The organism is Marinobacter sp. SS13-12 (assembly GCF_030227115.1).
In the GTDB taxonomy this organism is placed as follows: domain Bacteria; phylum Pseudomonadota; class Gammaproteobacteria; order Pseudomonadales; family Oleiphilaceae; genus Marinobacter.
In genome coordinates this window covers 1,604,397-1,622,147 of record NZ_JASSUA010000001.1, presented here as the reverse complement: position 1 = coordinate 1,622,147, position 17,751 = coordinate 1,604,397, and the positions used below count along the sequence as shown (strand labels likewise).

At 56.8% G+C, this 17,751-nt stretch carries 16 protein-coding genes; 10 read left to right on the top strand and 6 right to left on the bottom strand.

Annotated features, from left to right (window positions below):
- Positions 1 to 22 precede the first annotated feature (22 nt).
- Together gap and tkt are read right to left on the bottom strand one after the other, a co-directional pair.
- Positions 23 to 1,051 (bottom strand): type I glyceraldehyde-3-phosphate dehydrogenase, encoded by a 1,029-nt coding sequence (gene gap / locus QPL94_RS07420; protein ID WP_285356534.1) that lies wholly within the window; start codon positions 1,049 to 1,051, stop codon positions 23 to 25.
- Positions 1,051 to 3,051 (bottom strand): transketolase, encoded by a 2,001-nt coding sequence (gene tkt, locus QPL94_RS07415; protein WP_285356533.1) that lies wholly within the window; start codon positions 3,049 to 3,051, stop codon positions 1,051 to 1,053. The genes gap and tkt overlap by 1 nt, the downstream gene beginning before the upstream one ends.
- 233 nt (positions 3,052 to 3,284) lie before the next feature.
- Here tkt and QPL94_RS07410 point away from each other — a divergent pair, with 233 nt between their 5' ends.
- From QPL94_RS07410 to QPL94_RS07370, 9 genes are all read left to right on the top strand, one after another.
- Positions 3,285 to 4,286: an ArsR/SmtB family transcription factor gene (locus tag QPL94_RS07410; protein ID WP_285356531.1), complete on the top strand. Its 1,002-nt coding sequence runs from the start codon at positions 3,285 to 3,287 to the stop codon at positions 4,284 to 4,286.
- A 149-nt stretch (positions 4,287 to 4,435) separates the two neighbouring features.
- Positions 4,436 to 5,626, top strand: a complete 1,191-nt coding sequence (gene metK, locus QPL94_RS07405) for a methionine adenosyltransferase (protein ID WP_137435513.1) — start codon at positions 4,436 to 4,438, stop codon at positions 5,624 to 5,626.
- Positions 5,627 to 6,106: 480 nt separating this feature from the next.
- Positions 6,107 to 7,501, top strand: coding sequence for an adenosylhomocysteinase (gene ahcY, locus QPL94_RS07400; RefSeq protein WP_285356530.1), 1,395 nt, complete (start codon positions 6,107 to 6,109; stop codon positions 7,499 to 7,501).
- A gap of 15 nt (positions 7,502 to 7,516) precedes the next feature.
- Positions 7,517 to 8,386, top strand: coding sequence for a methylenetetrahydrofolate reductase [NAD(P)H] (gene metF, locus QPL94_RS07395; RefSeq protein WP_285356529.1), 870 nt, complete (start codon positions 7,517 to 7,519; stop codon positions 8,384 to 8,386).
- A gap of 312 nt (positions 8,387 to 8,698) precedes the next feature.
- The gene (locus tag QPL94_RS07390; RefSeq protein WP_285356528.1) at positions 8,699 to 9,463 is read left to right on the top strand and encodes a transporter substrate-binding domain-containing protein; all 765 of its coding nucleotides are present in this window, start codon (positions 8,699 to 8,701) and stop codon (positions 9,461 to 9,463) included.
- Positions 9,464 to 9,527: 64 nt separating this feature from the next.
- A complete protein-coding gene (locus QPL94_RS07385) occupies positions 9,528 to 10,199 on the top strand; it encodes an amino acid ABC transporter permease (protein WP_285356527.1) in 672 nt (223 codons plus the stop codon).
- A 13-nt stretch (positions 10,200 to 10,212) separates the two neighbouring features.
- Positions 10,213 to 10,959, top strand: coding sequence for an amino acid ABC transporter ATP-binding protein (locus QPL94_RS07380; protein ID WP_285356525.1), 747 nt, complete (start codon positions 10,213 to 10,215; stop codon positions 10,957 to 10,959).
- A 141-nt stretch (positions 10,960 to 11,100) separates the two neighbouring features.
- Complete coding sequence (locus tag QPL94_RS07375; RefSeq protein WP_285356523.1) at positions 11,101 to 12,672, top strand: class I SAM-dependent DNA methyltransferase; 1,572 nt, start codon at positions 11,101 to 11,103, stop codon at positions 12,670 to 12,672.
- The gene (locus QPL94_RS07370; RefSeq protein ID WP_285356522.1) at positions 12,662 to 14,026 is read left to right on the top strand and encodes a restriction endonuclease subunit S; all 1,365 of its coding nucleotides are present in this window, start codon (positions 12,662 to 12,664) and stop codon (positions 14,024 to 14,026) included. Before QPL94_RS07375 ends, QPL94_RS07370 begins: the two co-directional genes overlap by 11 nt.
- Before the next feature lie 135 nt (positions 14,027 to 14,161).
- Here QPL94_RS07370 and QPL94_RS07365 read toward each other — a convergent pair whose 3' ends face one another.
- Together QPL94_RS07365 and QPL94_RS07360 are read right to left on the bottom strand one after the other, a co-directional pair.
- Entirely contained in the window at positions 14,162 to 15,016 is an 855-nt protein-coding gene (locus QPL94_RS07365; RefSeq protein ID WP_285356521.1) for a DUF3037 domain-containing protein, read from the bottom strand.
- Positions 15,013 to 15,726 carry a HipA family kinase gene (locus tag QPL94_RS07360; protein WP_350310630.1) on the bottom strand — a complete coding sequence of 238 codons (714 nt, stop codon included), beginning with the start codon at positions 15,724 to 15,726 and terminating at the stop codon, positions 15,013 to 15,015. Before QPL94_RS07360 ends, QPL94_RS07365 begins: the two co-directional genes overlap by 4 nt.
- 290 nt (positions 15,727 to 16,016) lie before the next feature.
- Between QPL94_RS07360 and QPL94_RS07355 the strand changes: the two genes are divergently transcribed.
- Positions 16,017 to 16,568: a DUF6933 domain-containing protein gene (locus QPL94_RS07355; protein ID WP_502881513.1), complete on the top strand. Its 552-nt coding sequence runs from the start codon at positions 16,017 to 16,019 to the stop codon at positions 16,566 to 16,568.
- A 152-nt stretch (positions 16,569 to 16,720) separates the two neighbouring features.
- On the opposite strand, the gene QPL94_RS07350 is transcribed toward QPL94_RS07355, so the two are convergent.
- Together QPL94_RS07350 and QPL94_RS07345 are read right to left on the bottom strand one after the other, a co-directional pair.
- Positions 16,721 to 17,035: a hypothetical protein gene (locus tag QPL94_RS07350; RefSeq protein ID WP_285356518.1), complete on the bottom strand. Its 315-nt coding sequence runs from the start codon at positions 17,033 to 17,035 to the stop codon at positions 16,721 to 16,723.
- Positions 17,032 to 17,664 carry an AzlC family ABC transporter permease gene (locus tag QPL94_RS07345; RefSeq protein WP_285357864.1) on the bottom strand — a complete coding sequence of 211 codons (633 nt, stop codon included), beginning with the start codon at positions 17,662 to 17,664 and terminating at the stop codon, positions 17,032 to 17,034. Before QPL94_RS07345 ends, QPL94_RS07350 begins: the two co-directional genes overlap by 4 nt.
- Between the last annotated feature and the right edge of the window lie 87 nt (positions 17,665 to 17,751).

The window sequence follows — 17,751 nt, the reverse complement described above, 5'->3', positions numbered from 1 at the left end:
CATCCCCTGATCAAAAACAGTTTCAGTGACCGGACAACCAGTGCTTGCTGACGTCCAGCATCCGATTTGCAAACCCCCATTCGTTATCAAACCAGCACAGCACCTTCACCATGGTGCCGCCGGTTACACGGGTCTGGCCTCCGTCCACGATTCCGGAATGGGCGTCGTGGTTAAAATCGGAGCTGGCCAGCAGCTCATCGGTGTAGCCCAGAATGCGTTTCAGCGGCCCATGGGCCGCGTTTTTTAATAGATTATTCACCGCCTCCACCGAGGTGTTTTGCCGAACGTTCACTACCATATCGATGGCCGACACGTTCATGGTGGGCACGCGCATGGCCACGGAGCTGAACCTGCCCTCCATATGGGGAAGCAGGCGTTCGATGCCTTTGGCCAGGCCGGTGTCAACGGGAACGATGTTGTGCAGGGCGCTACGGGTGCGGCGCAGGTCCTGGTGATGGTAGGCATCAATAACCGGCTGGTCGTTCATCGCGGCGTGGATGGTGGTGGTGCTCCCCTGCTCCACACCCAGGGCCTCATCCAGTATCTGGATGACTGGCACCAGGCAGTTGGTGGTGCAGGAGGCTGCAGCCACGATGCGGTCCGTCTCGGTTAACTGGTCCTGGTTCACGCCATAAACCACCGTGCGATCCACATCGGATTCGGCTGGCTGTGAAAACAGCAGGCGGGCAGCACCGGAGTTCAGGTGTTGCTCGGCTGTGGCCCGGTCGGTGAAGGCACCGGAGCACTCCAACACCAGATCCACACCCAGTTCACCCCACGGCAAGTCTGAAGCCTCGGCATGGCGAACTACGCGAATCTGGTCACCGTTCACCACCAGGGAGTCGCCCTCGACCCTTATCTCGCCCTGGAATCGGCCATGGGTCGAGTCATAGCGGGTGAGGTGGGCAATGGTGTCGATATCCGCCAGCTCGTTAATCGCGACCACCTGCAGGTTGTCGCGAAAACCGTTCTCATAGAGCGCCCGCAGGACGCACTGGCCGATACGGCCGTATCCATTGATGGCGATGCGATACGGTGCAGCGGTACTCATCAGGCTTCCAGCAGCTCCCCGGCGACGGCGATCACGTTGTCGACCGTAAATCCGAACTCCCTGAACAGCTCGCCCGCAGGTGCGGACTCACCGAAGGTGCTCATGCCCACAATGCGGCCGTCCAGGCCAACGTACTTGTACCAGTAGTCTTCGATGCCGGCTTCGATGGCAACGCGGTTGGTCACTTCCAGTGGCAGGACTTCCTGCTTGTAGGCCGCGCTTTGGGCATCGAAGGTGTCAGTGCTCGGCATGGAAACCACGCGCACCTTGTTCCCTTTCTCCCGCAGTGCAGCTGCCGCGTCCTGAGCCAACCCGAGCTCGCCACCAGTGGCAATCAGGATCAGATCCGGAGTGCCTTCGCTGTCAGACAGAATGTAGCCACCTTTGGCCACATTCTGCAGCTGGGTCGCGTCACGATCCTGATGGGGCAGCCCCTGCCGGGAGAACACCAGGGCCGTCGGACCGTCGGTGCGCTCAAGTGCAGCTTTCCAGGCAACAGCGGATTCCACCGTGTCGGCCGGGCGCCAGGTGCTCATGTTCGGCGTGGTGCGCAGGCTGGCCAGCTGTTCGATGGGCTGGTGCGTGGGGCCGTCTTCGCCCAGGCCGATGGAGTCGTGGGTGAAGACATAGATGGAGCGCTGCTTCATCAGGGCTGCCATGCGCACGGCGTTGCGGCAGTACTCCATGAAGATCAGGAAGGTGGCGCCATAGGGCACAAAGCCACCGTGCAGGGCAATGCCGTTCATGATGGCGGCCATGCCGAATTCGCGAACGCCGTAGTAAATATAGTTACCGCTGGCATCCTCTTTGGTCACCGGCTTGCTGCCATCCCAGATGGTGAGGTTGGAGCCGGCAAGGTCAGCGGAGCCGCCCAGCAGTTCCGGCAGCAGTGGGCCATAGGCGTTCAGGGTGTTCTGGGAAGCCTTGCGGCTGGCGACAGTCTCGCCCTTGTCCTGACACTCCTGGATGTAGGCCTGGGCCTTTTCCGAGAAGTCCGCTGGCAGCTCACCGGCCATACGGCGCTTGAACTCGGCAGCCAGTTCCGGCTCGGCCTTCTCGTAGGCAGCGAAGGCCTGCTCCCACTCGGACTGAGCAGCCGCACCCTTCTCGCGGGCATCCCAGGCGCCATAGATTTCTGACGGAATTTCAAAGGCACCGTGGTTCCAGCCCAGCTTTTCGCGGGTCAGGGCGACTTCGTCTTCACCCAGCGCGGCGCCGTGACAGGCTTCGGTGCCCTGCTTGTTGGGGGAGCCGAAACCGATAATGGTCTTGCAGCAGATCAGGGTGGGCTGAGACGTGTTGGCCCGGGCCGCTTCAATGGCACTGCGGACCGCTTCCGGGTTATGGCCATCAACCTCGGGAATCACCTGCCAGCCGTAGGACTCAAAACGCTTGGGGGTGTCGTCGGTAAACCAGCCGTCGACCTCGCCGTCAATGGAAATGCCATTGTCGTCATAGAACATGACCAGCTTGCCCAGGCCCAGGGTGCCGGCAAGGGAGGACACTTCGTGGGAGATACCCTCCATCAGGCAGCCATCGCCCAGGAAGGCGTAGGTGTAGTGATCAACAATGTTGTGGCCGGGACGGTTGAACTGCTCGCCCAGGGCCTTCTCCGCCAGTGCAAAGCCAACCGCGTTGGCAATACCCTGCCCCAGCGGACCGGTGGTGGTTTCTACACCCGGCGTGTAGCCGTACTCCGGGTGACCCGGGGTTTTGGAGTGCAGTTGACGGAAGTTCTTGATGTCATCGATGGAGACGTCATAGCCAGTCAGGTGCAACAGGGAGTACTGCAGCATGGAGCCGTGGCCATTGGACAGCACAAAACGGTCACGGTTGGCCCACTTGGGGTTGGCCGGATTGTGGCTGAGGAAATCATTCCAGAGTACCTCGGCGATGTCCGCCATACCCATGGGCGCGCCCGGGTGGCCGGATTTGGCTTTCTGAACCGCATCCATGCTCAGCGCGCGAATGGCGTTGGCGAGATCTGTGCGAGATGGCATTGACGTTTCTCCAGTTTTGGTCGGCAAAAAGGTGAACAGTTAAAAAGAAGGCGCGTATTTTCGCCGATTAGTGACCACCGGGGCAAATCGGCGTTACTCTTTTTGTGCCTCTTTCAGGCAGCGGAAATTGGTGGCAGGAATTTTGGCTGATTTTTCAAACAGATCTAACTCTATATCAATTTTTTTTGATATAGATATTGCCTGACCGGCCAGACATCCCTAAACTTCCTCCCATGACATCCATGACCACGCACGCAAATGACCTGTCCTCCATGGACGCCCTGGCACCGATCTTCAAGGCGAGCGGTGATCCGTTGCGCCTTGAAATCCTGCGTGTGTTGCGCCGGGACACCTTTGGCGTTCTGGAGCTGAGCCAGTTGTTCGATATGCGCCAGTCCGGTATGAGCCACCACCTCAAAGTGATGCACAAGGCCGGTCTGCTGGAACCCCAGCGCGAGGGCAACGCCATCTTCTACCGGCGCCCCCTGAACCTGGAGAGCGACAAGCTCACCGACCAGACCATTCGCCAGGTATTTGAAACGGTCGATCGTATTCCCCTGCCACAACACCTGCAGGGAAAAATCGAGGCCATCCGTAACCAGCGTGCTGACCAGTCCCAGGCTTTCTTCGCCCGCTATGCGGAAAAATTCCGCGAGCAACAGGAACTGATTGCCGCGTTCGAGTTGTACGCCGAACCGGTGGCCAACCTGATCCGCAACCGATCCACCCGGCATGACTGGAAAACCGCCCTGGAAATCGGACCGGGTGAAGGCGCATTTCTGCCAGTGCTGTCGACCATCTGCGAGCATGTGGTGGCCCTGGATAACTCCCGCGACATGCTCGCCAAAGCCACACGCACCTGCATCGACGAGCGCCTGAACAACGTCGACCTGATCGAAGGCGTGACCGACAACCTGCTTGCCCGGGGAGACGATTTCGACCTGGTGGTGGCCAACATGGTGCTGCACCACGTGCCCAGTCCTGCTGACATCTTCCTGGACGCCGCAGCACTGATGAAAACCGGCGGCTGCCTGATGATCAGCGACCTGTGCAGCCACGACCAGGACTGGGCCAAGGAAGCCTGCGGCGACCTGTGGCTGGGCTTCGAACCGGAAGAGCTCACGAGCTGGGCCGCAGAAGCCGGCCTGGTTGCTGGTGAGTCTTTGTTTATCGGCCTGCGCAACGGATTCCAGGTGCAGGTAAGAGAATTCTGGAAAAACCCGGGGGCTGCCTGAAACCAGAAATGAAAACTGTATCAATTTTTTTTGATATAGAATTGTGCAGACTCTGAAAACTGATTTACGATAGCGACATTAAAACAGCCGGCAGAAAGCAAACACCCGACGCCGGCGCGAATTTGCAACGCTCACAGAGGAGCAACCCTATGTCTGATTACAGCGTCTTTACCTCCGAATCGGTCTCTGAAGGCCATCCTGACAAACTGGCAGACCAGATTTCTGATGCCGTACTCGACGCCATCCTCGTGGACGACCCCCACGCCCGGGTTGCCTGCGAAACCATGGTAAAAACCGGCGTTGCCATTATTGGCGGGGAAATCACCACCAGTTCCTGGGTTGATCTGGAAGACCTGGTCCGTGAGGTCATCAAGGACATCGGCTACACCTCGTCCGACGTGGGCTACGACGGCGACACCTGCGGCATTATCAACATCATCGGCAAGCAGTCCGTGGACATCGCCCAGGGCGTTGACCGCAAGAAGCCGGAAGACCAGGGCGCCGGTGACCAGGGCCTGATGTTCGGCTACGCCAGCAACGAAACCGACGTACTGATGCCGGCGCCGATCACCTTCTCGCACCGCCTGGTCCAGCGCCAGGCCGAAGCCCGCAAGAGCGGCCTGCTGCCATGGCTGCGCCCGGATGCGAAAAGCCAGGTCACCTGCCGCTACGAAAACGGCAAGGTTTCCGGTATCGACGCCGTGGTGCTGTCCACCCAGCACGACCCGGACGTCACCCAGGCGGACCTGAAAGAAGCAGTGATGGAGCTGATCGTCAAGAACGCACTGCCGGCAGAGCTGCTGCACAAGGACACCCAGTTCCACATCAATCCGACCGGCAAGTTCGTGATCGGCGGCCCGGTTGGTGACTGTGGCCTGACCGGTCGCAAGATCATCGTCGACACCTACGGCGGAATGGCCCGCCACGGCGGCGGCGCCTTCTCCGGCAAGGACCCCTCCAAGGTGGACCGCTCTGCAGCCTACGCTGGCCGTTACGTCGCCAAGAACATCGTCGCGGCCGGCCTGGCCGAAAAGTGCGAGATCCAGGTGTCCTACGCCATCGGCGTTGCGCAGCCAACATCGATCTCCCTGAACACCTTTGGCACTGGCAAGATCAGCGACGACAAGATCATCGAACTGATCCGCCAGAACTTCGACCTGCGGCCGTATGCCATCACCAACATGCTGGACCTGCTGCACCCGATGTACCGTGCAACAGCGGCCTACGGCCACTTCGGGCGTGAGCCGGTTGAGATGACGGTTGGCGGCAAGACCTTTACCTCCTTCCCATGGGAGAAGACGGATCGGGCGGATCTTCTTAAGGATGCCGCTGGTATCTGATTTGGGCTTGGGCCTCGGTTTGGGCCTGGGCTTGGGATAGCCCGCTACTGATGGGGGTGGCGGCGCTGAGGGATCCCTTTCATGGACACGCTACAAGCACGTCCGTGTGCGCTTGGGGTCGGCCATCCTTGGCCTCCCACAGTCCATGAAAGGGGTCCCTCACCACCGCTTCGCATTGTGGTGAGGGCTTCTCGAGACAAACGGCATAAACGTTTTAGGTCTCCAGCCATAATTTCGACGGAGACGGTTTTAAAGGCCAATTTGATGGCCTTGGTCGTACAGACGGCGATCACCAAAATTTGAACGAGGCGGTGGGGGAATTCTCTCCCCGGAATGTGGGAGGCCATGGATGGCCGACCTCAAGCGCACATGGATGTGCTCGTAGCGTTTCCGGGGAGAGAATTCCCCCACCGCCGACACACCGAATTGAGAGGCCACGGAAACAACCACCGAGGCCAAAGAAACGACAGGAGCAACACCATGAGCACTCCAGCAGAAAAACTGAAGCAATTCGACGACTACAAAGTTCGCGATATTTCACTGGCGGCCTGGGGCCGCAAGGAAATCAACATCGCTGAAGGCGAGATGCCTGCGCTGATCAAGCTCCGTGAGAAATACAAGGGTGAGCAGCCGCTCAAAGGCGCCAACGTCATGGGTTGTATCCACATGACCATCCAGACCGCCGTATTGATCGAAACCCTGATCGAACTGGGCGCCAACGTGCGCTGGTCATCGTGCAACATCTTCTCCACCCAGGACCAGGCTGCAGCGGCCATCGCTGAGCGTGGCATTCCCGTGTTTGCCTGGAAAGGCGAAACCGACGAAGAGTACGACTGGTGCCTCGAGCGTACCGTCGGTGCCGACGTGGAAGGCTGGGAACCCAACATGATTCTGGATGACGGCGGCGACCTGACAGCACTGCTGCACGAGAAGTACCCGGAAGTCCTGGCCAAGTGCCACGGTGTGACCGAAGAAACCACTACCGGCGTACATCGTCTGCAGGAAATGATGCGTGACGGCAAGCTGAAGGTGCCGGCCATCAACGTTAACGACGCCGTGACCAAGTCCAAGAACGACAACAAGTACGGTTGTCGCCACAGCCTGAACGACGCCATCAAGCGTGCCACCGACCACCTGATGGCCGGCAAGAAAGCGCTGGTGATTGGTTACGGTGACGTGGGCAAGGGCTCTGCCGCTTCCCTGCGTCAGGAAGGCATGATCGTCAAGATCACCGAAGCCGACCCGATCTGTGCCATGCAGGCGTGCATGGACGGTTTCGAAGTGGTGTCTCCGTACCTCGACGGCGTGAACACCGGCACCGAAGCCGGCGTGGACAAAGCACTGCTGCAGAATACCGATTTGCTGGTGACCACCACCGGCAACATGAACGTGTGTGATGCCAACATGCTCAAGGCTTTGAAGAGCGGTGCCGTGGTGTGCAATATCGGCCACTTCGACAACGAGATCGATACCGCCTACATGCGCAAGAACTGGGAGTGGGACGAGGTCAAACCGCAGGTACACGTGGTGTATCGCGACAAGGCCACCAACGACCACCTGATCCTGCTGTCCGAAGGCCGCCTGGTGAACCTGGGCAACGCCACCGGCCACCCGTCACGGATCATGGATGGCTCGTTCGCCAACCAGGTGCTGGCGCAGATGTACCTGTTCGAGCGCAAGTTTGCTGACCTGCCGGAAGACGCCCGTGAGAAGGGCATCTACGTTCAGGTTCTGCCCAAGCAGCTGGACGAGGAAGTGGCCCGTGCCATGGTGGAAGGTTTTGGTGGCGTGATCACCAAGATGACACCGGAGCAGGCGAGTTACATTGGTGTACCGGTCGAAGGCCCGTACAAGCCGGAAAGTTACAAGTACTGATCAGGTAGTAGCAGCATGGAAACCCAGAAACAGTTCAAGCGCCGCTTCAGCTTTGAGTTTTTCCCGCCCAAGACCGACAAGGGCTGGGAAAAGTTGCAGGGCGTTCGCGACACGCTGGCAGAGGTTGACCCGGATTTCTTCTCGGTCACCTTTGGTGCCGGCGGCTCCACCCGGGACCGCACCGTGCAAACGGTGCTGGATCTGCACAAGCGGGGCGTGTCCACCGCCCCGCACCTGTCCTGCGTGGGCGCCACCCGCGACAGCATTGCGGAACTGCTGGATGTGTACCGTGACAACGGCATCAACCGCATCGTCGCCCTGCGGGGCGATATGCCTTCGGGCATGGGTGCGGCCGGTGAACTTCGCTACGCCAATGAGCTGGTGACTTTCATCCGCGAGCACAGCGGCGATACCTTCAATATTGAAGTGGCGGCCTACCCGGAGTTCCATCCCCAGGCCCGGACCGCAGAAGATGATCTGAAGAACTTCGCCCGCAAGGTCGAAGCCGGCGCCAACAGCGCCATCACCCAGTACTTCTTCAATGCGGACAGCTACTTCTACTTTATTGACCGGCTGGAAAAGATGGGCGTTACCATTCCGGTGGTGCCGGGCATCATGCCCATCGTCAACTTCTCCAACCTGACCCGCTTCTCCGACATGTGCGGCGCGGAAATCCCCCGCTGGATTCGCAAGCAGCTGGAAGCCTACGGCGACGACAGCGACAGCATCCGCAAGTTCGGAGAGGAATTGGTCACCCGCATGTGCGAGAAATTGCTCGCCGCCGGGGCGCCGGGGTTGCACTTCTATACCCTGAACCAGGCCGAGCCCAGTGTCAGTATCTGGAAGAACCTGGGGCTTGGTGAGCGGGAGAAGATTGCTTTTTGATGGGTCTTCCATGTTGTCGGATTACGGTCCTTCGGACCTAATCCGACCTACACTCTATGCCGGCAATTTTGCAGTAACCCGTAGGTCGGATTAGGCCCAATGGGCCGTAATCCGACAACTTCCTCCAGCCTTCTCCTCCTGCCTCTCCGCTCCTCCAACCAATTGATTTCCTGTACATCTCTGACCTATGGTCTAAAGTATAAAAGTTGCAGTTCCATTAACTGCCCCCGGGAAGAACTGGCTTGATCAGCCTGCATTTCCGGAGCACTCCACCAGGTGCACGGGCAACAAAAGCAAAAAACAGGAGATTGTATGAGCACCAAATGGATTAAAACAGTTGGCGCAACCCTGGCATTCACCGTGGCCGCAGGAACCGTCAGCGCAGAGACCCTGCGTGTTGTCACCGACCCCAGCTTCGTACCTTTCGAGATGATGGACCAGGAAACCGGTGAGATGATCGGGTTCGATATGGAGATCATCCGCGAAGTGGCCGATCGTGCCGGCTTTGAGATCGACCTGAACACCATGGACTTCAATGGCATCATCCCTGCCCTGCAGACCGGTAACGTGGATATCGCCATCGCAGGTATTACCATTACCGAAGAGCGTGAGGAAATCGTTGATTTTTCCGACCCGTATTACGATTCCGGCCTGCGGATTATGGTGCGCCAGGACAACGATGAGGTCGAAGAGATTTCCGACCTCGAAGGCAAGAAGATCGGCACCAAAATTGGCAGCACCAGTTACGACTACCTGATGAAAACCCTGGACGAGGACGGCGGTGTGACCCCGTACCCGGGCAGTTCTGACATGTACATGGCGCTTATGTCCGGCGCTGTTGACGCAGTGTTCTACGACGCACCAAACGTAGGCTACTTCGCCAAGACCCGAGGCGAAGGCAAGGTCAAAACCGTTGGTGAGCTTTACGAAGGCCAGCAGTACGGCATCGCCCTGAAAGACGGCAGCGAATGGGTAGACGACGTGAATCACGCTCTGGCTGAGATGAAGGAAGACGGCACCTACAAAGATATCTACGAGAAATGGTTCGGCCCCTTGCCGGAAGACAAGGAAAACTGAAAAACCAAAGCCGGGGCGCACAACGCCCCGGCTGGCCACTCCCCATCCAACGGAGATATCCACTGTGGAATTCCAGTTTCAGTTTGACTGGCAGGCTGCCATCAACGCGATTCCTTACCTGCTTAAAGGTATTCCCTACACCCTTCTTATTTCCTTTGGCGGCCTCGCCATCGGCTTTGTGCTCGGTATCATTTTTGGCCTACTGAGTATCAATAAAAAATGGTTCTTTCGCTGGCCTGCCACCGCCTACATCGAAATTTTTCGCGGCACCCCGATTCTGGTTCAGGTGCTGTTCATCTTCTATGGTTTGCCCGATCTGGTCGGCGGCCCCATTGACCCGCTGACTGCCGGTATTGCAGCTATTGCCCTGAACTCCGGTGCCTATATCTCCGAAGTTGTCCGGGGCGGCGTGCAGTCCATCGACAAGGGCCAGACTGAAGCCGGCCTGTCCCTGGGCCTGTCACGGTCCCAGACCTTCTGGTCGATCATCTGGCCCCAGGCTTTCCGCCGCATGATCCCGCCCCTGGGCAATCAGGCGATCGTGAGCATCAAGGACACCTCCCTGTTCTCGGTGATTGGTGTGGGCGAACTGGTTCGTCAGGGCCAGGTGTATATCGCCAATACCTTTACCGCCTTCGAGGTCTACTTCGTGGTGGCGCTCATGTACCTCGCGATTACCCTCTCCCTCTCTCTCGTGCTCCGCTTCATCGAGCGGCGCGGACTGGCTTCTGTCTGAAGGATAGGTACCCATGACACAGATCGTGCAAATGCGGGGCATGAACAAGTACTTCGGTACCCTGCATGTCCTCAAGGAAATTGACCTGACCGTTGAAGCCGGCGAAGTGGTGGTCATCATCGGCGCCAGTGGCTCCGGCAAATCGACGCTCATCCGCTGCGTCAACGGCCTGGAAGAGTTTGAATCCGGCAAGCTGATCGTGGACGGCAATGAGCTTGCGCCGAAAAGCGGCAATCCGAAAGCCCTGGCGGAAATCCGCAAGGAAGTGGGCATGGTATTCCAGCAGTTCAATCTCTTCCCGCACCTTACCGTGAAGAAAAACATCATGCTGGCACCCATGAAGGTCAAGGACACTCCCCAGACCATCGCCAACGCGACCGCAGAGCGGTTGCTGAACCGCGTGGACATTGCCAGCCAGGCAGACAAGTACCCCACCCATCTGTCCGGCGGCCAGCAACAACGGGTAGCCATTGCCCGTGCGCTGGCCATGGAACCCAGACTGATGCTGTTCGACGAACCCACCTCGGCGCTGGACCCGGAAATGATCGGCGAAGTGCTGGATGTTATACGGGAACTGGCCAGGGAAGGCATGACCATGATGGTGGTGACCCACGAAATGGGCTTCGCCCGGGAAGTCGCCGACCGCGTGATCTACATCCACGAAGGCCAGATTGTCGAGGAAGGCAAGCCGGCGGATGTGTTCGACAACCCGCAGAATGAACGTACACAATCGTTCCTGAGCCGGGTGCTGTCGCACTGATCTGAGCCTGCCCAACAGAGCCCCCAATCCCGGGGGCTTTTTTCTTGAATGCCTGCCGCCAAACGGCAACAATGCCCTCCAAACAGACCAACCATCCGGCAGCCTTCAATTTCACAGCCGGCACAGGATGCAGTAATTTCGATGGCCAAAACCCAAAGCAAAAAAACCACCAAAAGCTTCGAACAGACCCTCTGGGACACCGCCGACAAACTGCGCGGCACGGTGGAATCCTCCGAGTACAAGCACGTGGTACTCAGCCTGATCTTCCTGAAATTTGTCAGCGACAAGTTCGAGGAACGCAAACAGGCGCTGGTTGATGAAGGCCAGGGCGATTACGTGGACATGGTGGAGTTCTACGCCATGAAAAACGTGTTCTACCTGCCACCGGAAGCCCGCTGGAGCTTTATCCGCAAGCATGCCAAGCAGGACGACATCGCCCTGAAGATCGATACCGCACTGTCGACCATCGAAAAAACCAACAAATCCCTGCGCGGCGCCCTGCCGGACAACTACTTCTCCCGCCTGGGCATCGACGTAAGCAAACTGGCCGCGCTGATCGACTCCATCGACAACATCGACACCGTTGAAGACCGCGAGCAAGACGTGGTCGGCCGGGTGTACGAATACTTCCTCGGCAAGTTCGCCGCCACCGAAGGCAAGGGCGGCGGCGAGTTCTACACGCCCAAATGCGTGGTTAACCTGCTGGCCGAGATGATCGAGCCGTTCCAGGGCAAGATCTACGACCCCTGTTGCGGCTCCGGCGGTATGTTCGTGCAGTCCATCAAGTTTGTGGAAAGCCACCAGGGCAACCAGAAAGACATCTCCATCTACGGCCAGGAATACACCGCCACCACCTACAAACTGGCCAAGATGAACCTGGCCATTCGCGGCATTGCCGGCAACCTGGGGGATGTACCGGCCGACAGCTTCTTCAAGGACCAGCACCCGGACCTGAAGGCGGACTTCATCATGGCCAACCCGCCGTTCAATATGGATCAGTGGCGTGCGTCCGACGAACTCACCGATGACCCCCGCTGGGCCGGCTACGAGGTGCCGCCCACCGGCAACGCCAACTACGCCTGGATACTGCACATGATTGCCAAGCTGTCCGAACACGGTACTGCCGGATTCGTGATGGCCAACGGTTCCATGTCCACCAACACCAAGGGCGAGGGTGCCATCCGCCAGAAAATGGTCGAGAACGACCTGGTGGACTGCATGATCGCCCTGCCCGGCCAGTTGTTCTATACCACCCAGATCCCCGTGTGCCTGTGGTTCCTCACCAAAAACAAAAAGGCCCAGACCATCCCCGGTCACAGCGACAGCAACCACCGCAACCGCGAAGGCGAAACCCTGTTCATCGACGCTCGCAACATGGGCAGTATGATCAGCCGTGTACACAAGGAACTCACCCCCGACGACATCAACCACATCGCCCGCACTTACCACGCCTGGCGGGGTGAGGCGAAGGATGGTGAGTACGAAGACGTACCCGGCTTCTGCAAAGCGGTCACCCTCGACGACATCAAGGCCAATGATTATGTGCTCACCCCCGGCCGTTACGTGGGTGCGGCTGAGATTGAAGACGATGGTGTGCCGTTTGAGGTGAAGATGGCGGAGCTGAGCAAGATGCTGTATCGGCAGATGGATGAGGGGGAGAAGCTGGATGCGGTGATTCGAGGGAGTTTAGAGGGGTTGGGTTATGGGGAGTGAGTGGACAACAATTGGCAAAGTTGCTCAAGTATTTGACGGTCCCCACGCAACGCCCAAAAAAATTACAGAGGGACCTTACTTTCTAAGCATATCTAGCCTTATTGGAGGCCAACTAGACCTTTCTAAATCAGCCCGCATAAGTGAAGAGCAATTTGAAAAATGGACCCGAAGAGTAACTCCTCAGCAAGGAGATATTCTGTTTTCCTACGAGACGAGACTTGGAGACGCCGCCCTGATGCCCTCTGGCATCAAAGCCTGTCTCGGAAGAAGAATGGGGCTACTCAGACCAGATACAAACAAAGTCGATCCCTCATACCTTCTCTTTGCATACCTCGGTCCAGAGTTTCAACGGGAGATTAAAACCAGAACGATTTCAGGGGCGACAGTAGATAGGATCGCCCTGAAAGAACTGCCTTTTTTTCCAATACGAATACCGCCTCTTAAAGAGCAAAAACGAATTTCAGGAGTCCTCAGGGCCCTTGACAAAAAAATTACCCTCAACCAAGAAATCAACATCACCCTCGAATCCATGGCCCAGGCCCTGTTCAAAAGCTGGTTCGTGGACTTCGACCCGGTGATCGACAACGCCCTGGCCGCCGGCAACCCCATCCCCGAAGCCCTGCAAAGCCGCGCCGACGCCAGAGCCGCCCTCGGCGACCGGCGCAAGCCCCTGCCCGACCATATCCGCCAGCAGTTCCCGGATCGGTTTGTGCTGACGGACGAAATGGGATGGGTGCCGGAGGGGTGGCAAGTGACTCCCCTGAGCGAAGCAATCGAGATCAACCCCAAAGTCACGATAAAGAAGGGACAAAAAGCGAAACACGTAGACATGAAAGCCTTGCCAACATCAGGCTACTGTGTCGGCGAAATTTCAGAAAAAGAATATGCGGGTGGTGCAAAGTTTGAACGCGGGGATGTGCTGCTCGCCCGGATCACGCCATGTTTGGAAAATGGGAAGACTGGAGTAGTCGACTTCCTATCATTCGGTGACCCGGGCTTCGGCTCGACAGAATTTATTGTAATGCGACCGAAAAACGCAATTGGCACCCCTTTCGTAGCCGCGCTAGCGAGACAAGAAGCATTTCGCCAGCACTGTATATCCAACATGGTAGGTTCTTCAGGGCGACAGCGAGTCCAAAATTCTTGTTTTGACAATTACTTCATCTGCACCCCGAAAATGCCCGACATTCTCGATCTGTATCGAAATAACTGCGAAGCCTGGTTCGAGAAAATGACGGCTCTGGCGAACGAGTCGCGGTCTCTTGGATTGCTCCGAGACACCCTCCTCCCCAAACTCCTCTCCGGCGAACTCCGAATTCCTGAGGTGGAGAAACAAGTGGAGGAGGCCATCTAGCCTGTCTGCACGCTTATGTTCTGAAGCACCGACAAGGGCGACTCCGGTCGGGGTGCAACCTGTAAGAATTACTTACAAGTTCATCAGGAGGGAAGCCGGCAGGTGCTATCAGACCCGGCGAAGAGCCTGAGATCACTACTGGCCATGCAATCCGGCAAACTCGAGAATTCTGTTTTTATCGGTGTGCAGGGTTATTTCGATACCATCGCCAGCCAGGTTGGCAAGGGTTTCCTCAAACGCCTCTACACGAACGTCGTTAATCTGGCCACGCTCGGGGCCTTTAACCGGAAATAACACGGGGCCTTTCAGCAGATGGCGTTTGCGGAGCTGATCCACTTTCAGCTTCCACTTGCCGCCATGCTCAATGATAGCCGTGGAGTCGGTCTGCCCCAAGAACAGGGGTTTAATCACCCGGATGGCATCATCGCCCTTTTGCTCAACAAAGGGCAAGGTGACTCCGTAAAGCTGATCTTCGATCCGGCGTTTGGTAAAACGGCGGGCCAGATCCCGCTGTTCCAGGAGTTTCTTGATGCCTCTCTCGAGAACCGTCTCCTGATATTCTCTGGTGACGAAGTTCCTGCCAACGTAATACTCGTAGAGCCCAGTCAGTGTTTGCTCTGGATTCTCCGCCAGCACTGCCCGCTGCTCGCTGAACCGCACAATGGTTTCACGGGGTCGGATGAGCTCCTGAAACAGGCCTTTATGAAATCCATACTCCCGGTCGTTGTCACCAAACTCGCCGATCTGGTCTTTCAGCATGCCCTGCACTCTGCACAACTCAGCATCCAGATTCGCCATGGTTTTGAGGTACAACCCCCGGTCCAGTTCTTCAAAAAACTGCGTGATACGGGCATGTTTTTTCCGAAGCAGTTTGAAGCCCAGGTAGCGGGTTCTCGGCGCCCACAGCAAAATACCAACATTGGCAAACTCGCCCGTCTCGATATAAGGCATAAACCGCACGATGGCGTATTGGCACGCTATCCTGGTCATTTTCGGTTCCAAAAGTTGTCGCTACGAAAACGCTGCAAGTGTTTCAGAAATGAATCCGGATCAAAGTCCAGTTTCATCGTCATCTCGGGGTCTATATAAGACCACTCCTCGGGAATGGCCTGGATTATGTTGTCCCACTCCCTCAAAGCCTGTTCCATCCGATCAGTATAGTGCTGACGCTCAATCAAGTCATCGAACGCGACCGGCACGCTGTCCTTGAAGGCGTGGTACCGGAAAAAATGATCTGGATCGAAATCCGGGTCGAAGGCTTGGTTGTGGTCGATGACCACAAGGCGCTGAGTTTCCGCATCCCAGAATAAATTTGCGTTTCCGCCGTTTTTCGTCAATTGACGGTCGACGTTGGATATCCACCAATCGAAAACAAGGAGAGAGCCACGCATTTCAGATGGGACATCAGGAATCTGGGAGAAAGCCAACTCCGTTATCCTCTGTTCCACCGATCCAAAAGCCGGGCCGCAACCCAACGCAAGCGCATCCTCCGCTGACAACACATCGACTAACTCGTCGGGAACATCGACAAGTCTGAATGGGGCTACGGGAATTCCCATGGCCAGAGCGAGGTTGCCAGATATCCATTCGTTAATCTGACTCTGCCTGCCCGCACCGCTGCCTTTGACGAAATAAATCTCTCCATCATTGCCTCTGCAGATGAACGGCAGAGTCATACCGTGTTCCGAGCGGCGCAACACCTCGACGATCTCGACTTCATGGGGAGGCAAACTCGGCACAGGTATGAAATTCCCTTTTACTCAACGATTACTCGGGTACATCTTACTGAAGGTCACGGTGGAACGATTCAACCGTATCCCATATTCTCTTCTTGTAACAGCGCAGGTATTCAGGCAAGTGTATTTCATCACTAATCGTATAGCGACACCCCGAGACACTTAACCGCATGAAACGTTAGATCTTTTACCATTTCATCACAAATCGAAGTTGACGGTGGTGAGACGTCAGCCGAGTGCGAAGCCAGAAACCTATGATCCAACTCCACTGCACAAAGAAACTTTTGGCAAAGCTGCCGCTGGATTCGTCCGGTCGGATAAAGAGGAAGGCATTGCTCCCGCAAGCAGTTAATGATGAAGCTGAGAGCCCTATGAGCGGCTGGCACGCCAACCTGCTCACCATCCAGCGCCGCAACTGTGTGTTGTTCGTTCATGACACCACTCGTTTTCCGGTGCTGGCAACTTGCCTCACGAAACCGGACTTTGCGGAGCTGGACTGGTGGTTTCAGGACGCTCTGATGAACACTCTCATTAAATCCGGTGCTAATGAGACGCAAATGAACACTGCCGGAAATATACTCTCGCAACTGGTTTGCGACTCGGAATGCGACCGCTCAGTGCAGGCCACCATGAACCAGATGAAGCAGGATCTGGAGCATCAGATCTGGTATGACAACCTCTCGATCATCGATCTGGCGCCGTACAGAACAGGCGCCTTTTTAGCCGAACGGCCTTGTTCTGCGAAGGGAGTCAAGGGTTGTATCTGGCCAAAACGGGCGATGCTGGAGTTGTTGGAACAATGCTAGACCACAGATTTTCCTTTCGTGAAAAACTTTCTGTCGACATAGTTCTTGAACAGTTCAAGCAGCTTCTCTTCCAGGCCCTCTGACATTGACCGAATCGGCGGGGTATTACACCAGAGCCTTTGCCTATTTAGTTTAAGCAAGGCTCGTCGTCCTCAAAATGGCATGAAATAGACAAGCGAGTAGTAACTGCCAGCAGCAACCAACGCCGAAATCAACAGTCCCATTGACGTCAGCAAGGCAACAGTAGCTACCAGGGCCAGAGAAATTGTCGCGGCAAGAGGCTCCCGGGCCAATTCGCTGTAGAAAATATAAACAATAAAATTAATGAAAACCGCTGACGGAACCGCCTGCTCCACATAGACCTTCCACGGTGCGGCAAGTTCGAACCGGAGCAGCACAGGTAAAACTCTAACGATCAAACTGGCCGCAAACAGCGCGAGAACGGCCAGCATTGCAGCGCTATTCATAACCTGGCCTTGGCGAGCAGGATTGATGTCACGATAATGCCAGGCACCCAAAAATAGACCGGCCCCAGCGAGTATATCAGCACTAAAGCAACGGTCAGGCCGAGGACGACGGCACCTACCCGGGATACGGTAAACCCATCATCGACAAAAACCCGTAACCTGAGCTGGCTCACCGAAAGGAATACCAGCACTGCGCTGGCTGAAAACCCCAGATTGACATTATCCCCAAGCCAAGGGAGCTGAAGTGACTGCCCCAGGGCCGCACCCACCAACGCTGACAGAACCCATGTAATAAAAATGACGCTCCGGATCAGAAAAATAGTCTGGGGGCCATCCGATGGACTTTCGGTTGCATAGGCTTCGTCTCCCAGCATATGAGCCGTTAGGTATCGGCTCACCTTCCTTTGCGGTAACCGACCAGAGGACACGTAAGCAATTGGGAAGTACCGGCTGTTTATGGAAGCGGTAACAAAGAGCATGGTTAGAAACCCCGAGCCGGACTGGGAGAGCGGAAGAACCGCAAACTGCCCACTCCCCGAGAAACCCAGCACGCTTACAAGAAACACATCCAAAATAGTCCAGTCAGCCTGACAGGCTATAAAACCGAACAGCATGCTAACGGGGGCCACTGCAAGCGCTGGTGGCACTACCCGGGATAGAGCACTGGGAGATGTCAGTGCTCCTTTCGCATCCTCAAAGCTAGCACTCACGCTTTC

Bases quoted from the DNA above. Each gene is read 5' to 3' on its own strand.
- metK (WP_137435513.1), top strand. From the start codon at position 4,436: ATGTCTGATTACAGCGTCTTTACCTCCGAATCGGTCTCTGAAGGCCAT.
- QPL94_RS07350 (WP_285356518.1), bottom strand. From the start codon at position 17,035: ATGAATAGCGCTGCAATGCTGGCCGTTCTCGCGCTGTTTGCGGCCAGT.
- QPL94_RS07390 (WP_285356528.1), top strand. From the start codon at position 8,699: ATGAGCACCAAATGGATTAAAACAGTTGGCGCAACCCTGGCATTCACC.
- QPL94_RS07410 (WP_285356531.1), top strand. From the start codon at position 3,285: ATGACATCCATGACCACGCACGCAAATGACCTGTCCTCCATGGACGCC.
- ahcY (WP_285356530.1), top strand. From the start codon at position 6,107: ATGAGCACTCCAGCAGAAAAACTGAAGCAATTCGACGACTACAAAGTT.
- gap (WP_285356534.1), bottom strand. From the start codon at position 1,051: ATGAGTACCGCTGCACCGTATCGCATCGCCATCAATGGATACGGCCGT.
- QPL94_RS07370 (WP_285356522.1), top strand. From the start codon at position 12,662: ATGGGGAGTGAGTGGACAACAATTGGCAAAGTTGCTCAAGTATTTGAC.
- metF (WP_285356529.1), top strand. From the start codon at position 7,517: ATGGAAACCCAGAAACAGTTCAAGCGCCGCTTCAGCTTTGAGTTTTTC.
- QPL94_RS07355 (WP_502881513.1), top strand. From the start codon at position 16,017: ATGATCCAACTCCACTGCACAAAGAAACTTTTGGCAAAGCTGCCGCTG.
- tkt (WP_285356533.1), bottom strand. From the start codon at position 3,051: ATGCCATCTCGCACAGATCTCGCCAACGCCATTCGCGCGCTGAGCATG.
- QPL94_RS07375 (WP_285356523.1), top strand. From the start codon at position 11,101: ATGGCCAAAACCCAAAGCAAAAAAACCACCAAAAGCTTCGAACAGACC.
- QPL94_RS07365 (WP_285356521.1), bottom strand. From the start codon at position 15,016: ATGACCAGGATAGCGTGCCAATACGCCATCGTGCGGTTTATGCCTTAT.
- QPL94_RS07380 (WP_285356525.1), top strand. From the start codon at position 10,213: ATGACACAGATCGTGCAAATGCGGGGCATGAACAAGTACTTCGGTACC.